The following is a 9485-nucleotide window of genomic DNA, read 5'->3' as shown; positions in this document are numbered from 1 at the left end:
CTTCGGCTTCGCGGAGAATACTGATGATCTGTTCGTCGGAAAAACGCTTCTTCATGGGGATGTCCTCATGTGGCTTATGAAGACATTACTAACATCGGGGTGTACTAATCAACGGGGAGCAGGTCACTGTATCACCGTTCTGAAAATCCGCGCGACCTGATCCCGGGGAGAAAAGACGATGACCAGTCCTGAGCTGCTTCTCATCCTGAATGCTGCTATCTGCGGCGGCATTGCTATTCGAGTCCTGCTGTTCCGCCGTGAAGGTTCACGCCATCGCTGGTGGGGAGGCTGGCTCGCCTATCTACTGATCGTCGTCGCCGCCAGCGTACCTATCCGGACATTCTACGGGTACTACGTTAGCGCAGACTGGTCAGAAATCATCATCAAAGCCGTGTTCCTGGCTGCGCTCATAAAGACAAAAGGGAACGTGGTGCAAATCTTCAAGATAACGAGGTCCCAGCATGGACATTAAACAATTCCAGCGTGCAGCTGGTATCAGTGAGGTGCTGGCTGCGCGCTGGTTCCCGCATATTACTGCAGCCATGAAAGAGTTTGGAATCGAGCAACCGCTGCACCAGGCGATGTTTATCGCGCAGGTGGGGCATGAGTCTGGCGGCTTTACCCGGCTGCAGGAGAACTTCAACTACAGCGTGACTGGGCTGGCAGGATTCGTCCGCGCCGGGCGACTCACTCAGGGCCAGGCCAACGCGCTGGGCCGCCGTGCTGGTGAGCCATCGCTACCGCTGGAGCGTCAGCGTGCGATCGCCAATCTGGTGTACAGCAAACGCATGGGGAACAACGGTCCGACCGATGGATGGTTCTACCGCGGTCGCGGGCTTATCCAGATCACCGGGCTTAACAACTACCGGGATTGTGGCAACGGCCTGAAGGTGGATTTGGTTAAGCAGCCTGAACTGCTGGCGCAGGACGAGTATGCGGCCCGCAGCGCGGCGTGGTTCTTCGCAACAAAAGGCTGCATGAAGTACACCGGCGACCTGGTGCGCGTCACGCAGATCATCAATGGCGGGCAGAACGGCATCGACGACCGTCGCGCTCGATACATCACCGCCAGCAAGGTGCTCTCATGAAAAGACTTCTTTCTCTAATTATCCCAAGGTGGGAGACAGATACTGTTGCCCTGCAGGAGACTGAGCGAGGAATGGAGATCGTTTGCAGTTATTCAGACATAGAACCTGGAGAGTGGTTTGATGGAATGTGTGAACTGAAAACTTTCACCTGGTTGAATTGGTCATGGCCTTATGGAGAACCTATTAACGTTCGTCGTTTTAAGCCAAAGGTAAGCCTATGATCTTGGCACTCTTCAAAGCGTACTGGAAACAGTTGCTTATCGTATTGATGCTTGCTGCTTTGGCCATCGGCGGAGTGGTTGCCTGGAATGTACACGGTAGCCGCCAGTACGATGCCGGGTATGCGCAGGCGCAGGCAGACCAGAAACAGGCCGACGCAAAATTGCGTTCGCTGAAAGAACAGGAGAAAGCGACCAATGAACGTGAAGCGCAGCAGAGGATCGACAAGGCGCGCAATGATGCTCTTGATGCTGCCGCTCGCGCTGGCCGGTTGCAGCAGCAGCTCGTTGCCATCCGTGAGCAGCTCAGGCAGTATAACGCCACTGTCGGCGCTGGGACGTCAGCCGCAGACACCGGAGTTTTGCTTGCCGACGTGCTCAGCAAATCTCTCGAGCGAAACCGACAACTGGCTGAGTACGCTGACCGGGCCGCCGAATCCGGACGAGTCTGTGAAAAGCAGTACGATTCACTGACCCGGTGACATGGCATTTTTCATGGTACTGATTTCCGGTGACGGTATATAAAACGGTACGGTGAAAATAAGGTTGTGAAAAGTTGTTACCAGTCAATTGGTTATGTGTGTCGTAAATAATTGAGTGGGAATGATTTCGCGTCTGGTAACAGCCTGTACGTGAAACAGTAAAACACTTCTAAGCCCGCGGATTGCGGGCTTTTTTGTTTTTATGTCTGGCACTTTCTGGCAGCTGTTAGCAACGGGAAGTGTAAGCATCCCGGCAAAACGGCCCATTCACTTTTAGAGATACTGATTATGTCCCCTGAGGAGATCGCTATGCGTAAAGCCCGATTCACTGAACACCAGATCATCGCCGTTCTGAAGTCCGTTGAAGCCTGACGTACCGTCAAGGATATGTGCCGTGATGCCGCTATTTCGGAAGCCAGCTATTACAACTGGAAGGTTAAATATGGCGGGATGGAAGCGGCCGATATTAAAAAAATTAAAGACCTTGAGGATGAGAATCGACGTTTGAAACAGATGTTTGCCGACCTTAGCCTTGAGTGCGGGGCGCTTAAAGACGTCATCGAAAAAAAGCTTTAAAACCAGCGATAAAGCGTGAACTCGTCAGCTATCTGACGGCATAATTTGGCATTTGTTTACGCCATGCCTGCAGGACGTTATCGCTGAGCAGGACAGTGTATTTTTATCAGCTTAATACCCGGCGTGATGAACCGTAGATCCATGCGCTGGCTGATTGAATATAACAACGAGCTGCCTCATGAATCCCTGAATAACCTAACGGCGGAAGAGTACCGGCTGATGGCTGAAAAACCGGAACTCTCAAAAAGTGCATGGAACTGAAGCTGGGATGCTTACAATCACAAGGATAAATGCTACAGCTGTAACTTGTTTCTGGATAAAAGCCCTTTACAGCCGACGCACTAAAGAGCATGAACTGATGAGATAATGTATGGGTATTGGGTAGGTTGGGATGAAGATTGAATCCTAATATTTTCTCCACCCAATTATATTAGGGGCGCTGTGCTCTTCCCAACCAACCAACCGAGCTAAAGAGTACTCTGAATAGTTTATTATTAGCCTCTTAACATATGCTCTTCAGCATCGCGATTTTCTTCATATTTAATTTGATGGTCAATGTTCTCTATGAAACTTACAGCCCAGTTTCTTACATTAATGTTATCGTGGTAGGTCAAATTTTTAAGTATCTCCTTATCAGCCTCTAAATATGGCACTAAAGATCCTGACCACGATCTGCTTGAAAAGTTAGCAGATATTTCACTAAGGAATGATTTATTATTAGAGAATTCTTTTAATAATTGAATCATCAATGGGTTAACTACACGCTGCTCGCCATTTGAGATAAACATTGAAATCGCCCGAGCCACAATAAGAAGAGCAACATCATCCCTGCACCAAGCAACAACAACCTCTGGTTTTAATATGTCAAAAATACTGTTATCTCTTTTTTTATAAGATTTACCACTTCCAATTAAGTCAATTAAGTAATACGATTTATTTGCGTTTTTATCATTGAATTTATTAGAAATCTTCGGCCAGATATAATTGCTATGCAGCTCAAATGCTTTATAAAAAGCATTGTTTAGGTAATCCCATAAATCAGAATAATCAACATTATTTTCGCCAACTTGGTCAATTATATGCGAACATAGTTGTAATGCAAATTCAGCGTTTTCAGACTTTAATAGTCGTTCCACTGAGTTTAACCAATGATAGCTATCCGAATAGCGACTCTTATCTTCTTTTTTAAAAGAAACATTAAGAACCAGATGGACTAAAGTCAGCCTTAACTGAGTAAAGTCCACATCTTCACGACCAAATATGTACATATTCATATTATCAAGTGCTACCCAATTTGCAGTCGCATCAATTTTGCTGAGTGATATACAAAAATTGGATATTTGCTTTTCAGTTAAATGCTCTGTCGCGCGTCCATAAACGAGCGTAGCAGCTGAATAACTAGGAAGCTTATCTTCAGCTATCAGTCTAATGAAAACATCTAAATGTGTAATATCAAAGCGACCTGTGCATATCGCGTCAGGATAATATTTAATGAGCTTTTCATCTGAACCTAATAACTCAATTATTTCTTTCCATTTAGCAGGTTCCTTTATATAAAGTCCAGAAAGTAAACCAGAAATGAACTGAGTGCTTATAGTTTTATGATTGCGCAAATATTCGAGAGTTACATTGAGTAGTTCTTCTGTATAATCTGCTTCTAGGACCAAATGTTTTGCAAAAATCCAGCTTTGCTTCTGCTCAGGAAACGTCATCAAGAGTTCAAAATGTTTATACAAATCAGTAAGCCTGTTTGCAAGGACTTTTGCTAGACCCTTCGCATCTTCAGCTGCCAGATCAATATAGTGGCCATTGTCGTCTTTTTTATGCTCTCTCGATGGATTAAATACGACTAATTTCAATAGCTCCTCAATACTATTTTCATCGGGCGTTAATAATTTTTCCCACGACATTAAGATATCGATTTGTTCCTGATTCATTCCCTTGATATCATAATTTAAAGCATGGGATATCGATTGAGCTGCGGCAGGCCAGTATTTACCTGTTAACTTTATTACTTCTTTTATAAAATAGTCCAACTTATCCGATAAGTTATATCGAATTAATCCTCTAATTTCATTACCAAAAGCATCTTTAACCTGTTCGGTTAAATTTCCGCGTTTAATAATTACAAGTAAAATTTCTAATAAAGACTGCCAGTAATCATAAATTTCCTGATATTTTTTTGGATTCCATTCTTTTAGCTCTGGCTTAGTACCTTGAAACTCTGCTCTTATAGTTCTAGTGCCTCCGTGAGTGTCCATTGCCGTTTTAATAGCATTAATTATTACCACGTCTGCGCTTTCTAAATCTAAAGAAAGAGCTTTATTCAAAATTTCTAGCCTTTGATCAAAATCAGCTTCTGTACCAGATAATTGCCAGCGAAATAATTGTGCGAATTGACCCAATGAATTATTGCTATAATTTTCGTTTTCAAATTGTGCTAATTTAAATAAAACCCATGCACTTTTATCAAAACAAGACTTATGAAAAGCAAGCATCTCTAATGCCCAGACAAAATTGCGTCTTACATCGCCTTTAATATCGAGTATCTCTTTATCAGTTAATTGAAAAATAACTCTGTATAACTGATTGTTCGTAACGGCAGGGTTCACTTCAACTAATGCGCGAAACAGTCTTGAACCCTGTTTGGATAGTAACAATTCCGCTTGGCCGAAAGGGCGATTGGCAGCACAAAAGTTTTCGACAAATGACTGAACATTTATCGATGAGTCTAGGTATCTTATTTGATCACAAAAGCTTTCAAGCAGCATAGCTGGAAGGCTAGAAACAATTTCACTTTGTCTATCAAATGCACTTGTATTCCACCATTCCAGTGCCAAGTTTAAAGCTAATGGTTTAGGAACTACGCGAGCTAGGCTTCCAGTACAATTAATCAATTCTTTATGATTGAATGTCATAATTGTATTTTCGAAAGTTATCTGGTCTGTTCCAGCAATACGCTTTAAAAATTCAGCATCTTCATTGATATCATCTCTGCTCCCTTTCTGAAATCTAAAATAATCGAAAAGAGAAAATACTTTAAGCAATTCTCTAGCTTGGTCACTCAGGCTCCCATCACCATTTATTAATTTTTCTACAAGGTTGGATTCATCAAATTTGGTTGTGACACGCCCCTCTTGCTGTAGCTCTTTGATAGTCATTTGTGCCAGCAGGGGGAATCCCTCAATAAATTTCTCTAATTGCTTTTTTGATGAAGGATCTAGATCTGGAAGTCGACTTTCGATAATATTGGTTATCTGCTCTGCCCCTAATTTTTCTAATTTTATACGAATGCTATTTGTTAGCTTCTTATTTTCTTCGTGATAAAAATAAGTGGTGATGAGTTTTAAAGGTGAATTGTTAACCTCAATTGCATTTGTGGCGTAATTATGTAGTTCCACTGAGCAATTGTCTATTATAATAAACCCTATCGCACCGTTTTCGGCGGCTGTTTTTATTGATTCTTGAACCCTATGAATATTTTCAGAGCCACTAAATACAATGAAATCATTATCTTTTATATTGTTTCTATTTTTGTATTCAATCAATAGCCGTGACTTTCCTAAACCAGATAAACCAGTAAGTCTTATAAAGCAAGCATCAGAGTCTATTGCTTCTGATAGCGCTGAAAATGCTATTTTCCTTGGTTCATCTTCTTCATACGAAAGCTCGTGCTTACGTTCATCGTATTTAAGCCACTCTTTAATAGGCTTAGCTGCATCTAGGTTAAATTTTCCAACTGAAGGAGAGTTTTTAATAAATGATTTTAGTAGGATGACCTGGATGTCATCTTTTGAATTTGGTTTTACAATAGAGCTATGATCGACTCCATTTATTGTTTCGATAGGGTGGTATCTAAATAGGCTTTTTGAACTTACTGAAGATACTACAGTTTCATTTGCATCAATAATGCTCAGTATGTTCAACTGCTCACTTAACTTTTTATCTACCCAATCTTCATCCAAAGCATCTAAATCACTTGAGTTGTTAACAAGCGACTTCATGTGTCTGTTATTAAATGCAATAAACTTACCAATATTTGCTAAACCTGAACCACCGTGAGGTACATCAAAAAAACATACTTTTTTGATGTTATGTTTAGTTCCTAGTTTACTAAGCCTCACGAGAAGACGTTTAATAACTAACCCTCCCATACTATGGCCTACTAAAATGATTTCATCATTCGCAAGGTCACATCTAGCCTTTATATCAGTAAGCAGTCCATTAGCAATATTTAAAATTGTTGGGGCAGATTTAAAGAATTGTGTTATGAAATTGGGTGATGTGTACCCATACTCAATGACTTGATGCTCAATATCAGGGTCGTCAATTATATACTGTGGGAAATTACCCCACGTCTTGTCTATTTTACCACCTAAGCCATGAACAAAAACTATAAATTTTTTCATCAGTTATCCCTTTTTTGAAGTCACCTTTAGATGTATTTTGGTAACAGTGTGTTCCAATTTTAGAATTCTATCTTTAAGCCTAATAAATATTGTTTGTATATGGCTGTATTAACTGTAATGTTAATATTCACAAAGAATGTTTCACAAAATTCAATGTTAATAGCCACTATAACAGTCTTTGCCTATTCGCGGGTGATTATTTATCACTACATCTATGGTCCATTGTGAAGTGAATAATTAACATCATTCATTACTCTGTTACAGTATTATGCCTAATCGGCAGGAAAAAGTTGAATCGCCATCAGTTAGATCGTCAATGAGCGGTTAAACAATAGCTTGGTCAATGCTGTAATACTGGCTTTCATCTCAGGTCTAGCCATTAAAATGAAAAGGGGCAAGACCGTATAATCAGATGCTACTCACCTATTTTGGTACGCTACCGCCCTCACGTTACCGAAGCTTCATGCATCTGATAACACTATCACATCAGCATTTTTTGTTGTACATATAGATAGAATAGTCGTCCAGATATGATGGTACTAGCAAGTTTTTGGGAAAGAAGAGTATTTGATCTAACTGACTTTAGGGCAACATATGCTATAGGTTTTAGGGGGCAGAATCCGTACCACGTACTCTGAGTCGATTTTGGCGTAACGTTACTTGTTTGAGGATTTACTCGGATTTAGGGCTCGAGTGTTTCTTGGCGTTTTTTATTGTCACGTTGACGCTGATCTGGCTTGCCAGTCGGCTTAGCTATTTTTGGTTTGCGGCGGCAAAGGGGCTCCAAAACAGTGGTGGAGAATCAGAGCTGTGCGTAATGTTGTGTAATATTAGTTTGGAAAGGAACTCGCAGAATTCAATGGCTACTACACTAGATGACCTCTTAGGCGACGGACGATTGGCTCGCCTTTTTTCTAACCAAAATCGCGCTTGTGCACTTCAGCTATGGGTCCTTCAGATTAAATCTGAAAAGTCGACAGAAATGCGTGTAGTCTACGGACGTCTACTCCCATACAGTCATTCGAGTAACAGTTGGTCCTTCAGCGACAACGATAACCATCTTATCTTCGGAAACATCAAGGCAAAGTTTACTCGCCTTAACTTGTATATAGACAGTATCCTTTGTGCCGAGTTTTTAAGGCAATTGATTGCTGGTCGGTCAATCTCAGAAATAAATGATATATTGGAAATTGAGTGTTCGAGTAAATTAACGAAACTCTTCGGTGCTACTGCTCTTATGGCCAATAATCTGGTCTATCGTCCAGTTGCTTATCTACTCAACCGAGATGCGTATGATCGCCAGTCAATTTCTAGCCCACATAGTGCAGCCGGGGCTTTTAGTGCTTCGATTACTCAAATGAATAAGGAAGCGTTATTTCTGTTGAGTGAGGAATACAGCGCTGCCTTAACTACTTCGTTAGTTGAACGGCTCAATGCGGAAACTGGTTTGGATTTTGGTAAAGCAGATGCCACGCGATTTGGTGATCTTGAATTATTGGTCTTTCCTACACTTAATGACCTTGAGCAGAACTTGCTATGTGTTAAATGGATTGATTCATCACCTGCTCTATCCGTTTGCTTTGCTTCGACACAAGTGCCGCTCTTTGACAAATTTCAGTTCCACTTGAGCATTATAAACGATGGCCAAATCATTTCCTCGTCTATTGCTTCAGCAAATCGTAAAGAGGATGGGGTGTTTGAATATGTGTTTAAACTGAGCGAGGGGATGCGTGAGAAGACAGATAGTACTGAACTGGAGATTTTTGGTTTCTCAAACGATCGCCCTAATGAGGGATTACTCTGCTGCCGGTGGCGGATAGGATATATCCGAGAAATAAATTTTCAGGGCCATATGGTGGGGCAAGGGACCAGTTCCGTCAAGTTCGACTGGCTTGAAAAAGCATCCAGGCCAGCTATGTCAGAGCGTGTAAAGGCTGCGCTTACGGTTAACCGGAGCAATTTGGGATTTGGTAGCCGCGTCGGAGGGCGGCAGGCAGACCCTTGGGTTCCGGTGAATCGTGAACTTCTTTCTCTTTTTACACGGCTTCATCCGCCTAAATCAGAAGGGCAGTTTTTCCAGAGATGGAGTATGGGGAATGGAGAAGGGCGATTGCAATTCGCGGAGTGGTTTAGAACTCTATTGGGCAAGTACCAGCAGCATCAAATAGTTATTTTCGATCCTTACTTCGAGACTGCTGGTTTAGGGCTTGTATTGATTAATGCAGCAATTAAGTCCGATTATATCATTTTTACGTCGCTGCCAAAGACATCGAGAGAGATTGAATATGCAAAAGATAAATCCGAACAACTTTATCCGGGGCGATTGAACAATTTAATAGCGAGCTGTGAGCATAATAGTCACTTACTAGGCCACCTAAAGTTTCGTATCTATGGTCTAAAAGAAGGCCGGCTACATGATCGTTATATTTTAATTATGGGGGCAGATCGTCTTCCGGTTGCCGGATTCCATCTGTCCAATTCGTTTCAAAGTGCAGCCGAAAATTATCCATTATTGATTACTCCAATTCCTTCGGATGTTTTACTCCAAGTAGAGCAATATAAATCTGCACTGGTACAGGAGAGTATTGACCTGCTCCCCGTTGATTAGTACACCCCGATGTTAGTAATGTCTTCATAAGCCACATGAGGACATCCCCATGAAGAAGCGTTTTTCCGACGAACAGATCATCAGTATTCTCCGCGAAGCCGAAG

General features: G+C 42.0%; 6 protein-coding genes and 1 pseudogene. 6 read left to right on the top strand and 1 reads right to left on the bottom strand.

Annotated features, from left to right (window positions below):
* Positions 1-178: 178 nt before the first annotated feature.
* From ACHH0Z_RS25065 to ACHH0Z_RS25045, 5 genes and pseudogenes are all read left to right on the top strand, one after another.
* Positions 179-472 carry a phage holin family protein gene (locus tag ACHH0Z_RS25065; protein WP_252081364.1) on the top strand — a complete coding sequence of 98 codons (294 nt, stop codon included), beginning with the start codon at positions 179-181 and terminating at the stop codon, positions 470-472.
* Entirely contained in the window at positions 462-1088 is a 627-nt protein-coding gene (locus tag ACHH0Z_RS25060) for a glycoside hydrolase family 19 protein (protein WP_395149610.1), read from the top strand. The genes ACHH0Z_RS25065 and ACHH0Z_RS25060 overlap by 11 nt, the downstream gene beginning before the upstream one ends.
* Before the next feature lie 217 nt (positions 1089-1305).
* Entirely contained in the window at positions 1306-1788 is a 483-nt protein-coding gene (locus ACHH0Z_RS25055; RefSeq protein ID WP_395149609.1) for a DUF2514 domain-containing protein, read from the top strand.
* A gap of 309 nt (positions 1789-2097) precedes the next feature.
* Positions 2098-2498, top strand: a pseudogene (locus ACHH0Z_RS25050) (transposase); the annotation flags it as partial.
* Complete coding sequence (locus ACHH0Z_RS25045; protein ID WP_084832215.1) at positions 2491-2625, top strand: integrase; 135 nt, start codon at positions 2491-2493, stop codon at positions 2623-2625. The pseudogene ACHH0Z_RS25050 and the gene ACHH0Z_RS25045, both read left to right, overlap by 8 nt.
* Positions 2626-2858: 233 nt before the next feature.
* On the opposite strand, the gene ACHH0Z_RS25040 is transcribed toward ACHH0Z_RS25045, so the two are convergent.
* Complete coding sequence (locus ACHH0Z_RS25040) at positions 2859-6773, bottom strand: hypothetical protein (RefSeq protein WP_084832216.1); 3915 nt, start codon at positions 6771-6773, stop codon at positions 2859-2861.
* Positions 6774-7473: 700 nt separating this feature from the next.
* Here ACHH0Z_RS25040 and ACHH0Z_RS25035 point away from each other — a divergent pair.
* On the top strand, positions 7474-9381 hold the full coding sequence (locus ACHH0Z_RS25035) for a VPA1262 family protein (protein WP_395149608.1): 1908 nt from the start codon (positions 7474-7476) through the stop codon (positions 9379-9381).
* The last annotated feature ends 104 nt before the right edge of the window (positions 9382-9485 follow it).

Origin of the sequence: Enterobacter cloacae complex sp. 2024EL-00227 (genome assembly GCF_043945315.1) — a bacterium.
Classification (GTDB): domain Bacteria; phylum Pseudomonadota; class Gammaproteobacteria; order Enterobacterales; family Enterobacteriaceae; genus Enterobacter; species Enterobacter roggenkampii.
This window is presented reverse-complemented; position numbering and strand designations above follow the sequence as displayed.

Coding starts and splice junctions, on each gene's coding strand:
- ACHH0Z_RS25065 (WP_252081364.1), top strand. CDS start 179: ATGACCAGTCCTGAGCTGCTTCTCATCCTGAATGCTGCTATCTGCGGC.
- ACHH0Z_RS25060 (WP_395149610.1), top strand. CDS start 462: ATGGACATTAAACAATTCCAGCGTGCAGCTGGTATCAGTGAGGTGCTG.
- ACHH0Z_RS25055 (WP_395149609.1), top strand. CDS start 1,306: ATGATCTTGGCACTCTTCAAAGCGTACTGGAAACAGTTGCTTATCGTA.
- ACHH0Z_RS25045 (WP_084832215.1), top strand. CDS start 2,491: ATGAACCGTAGATCCATGCGCTGGCTGATTGAATATAACAACGAGCTG.
- ACHH0Z_RS25040 (WP_084832216.1), bottom strand. CDS start 6,773: ATGAAAAAATTTATAGTTTTTGTTCATGGCTTAGGTGGTAAAATAGAC.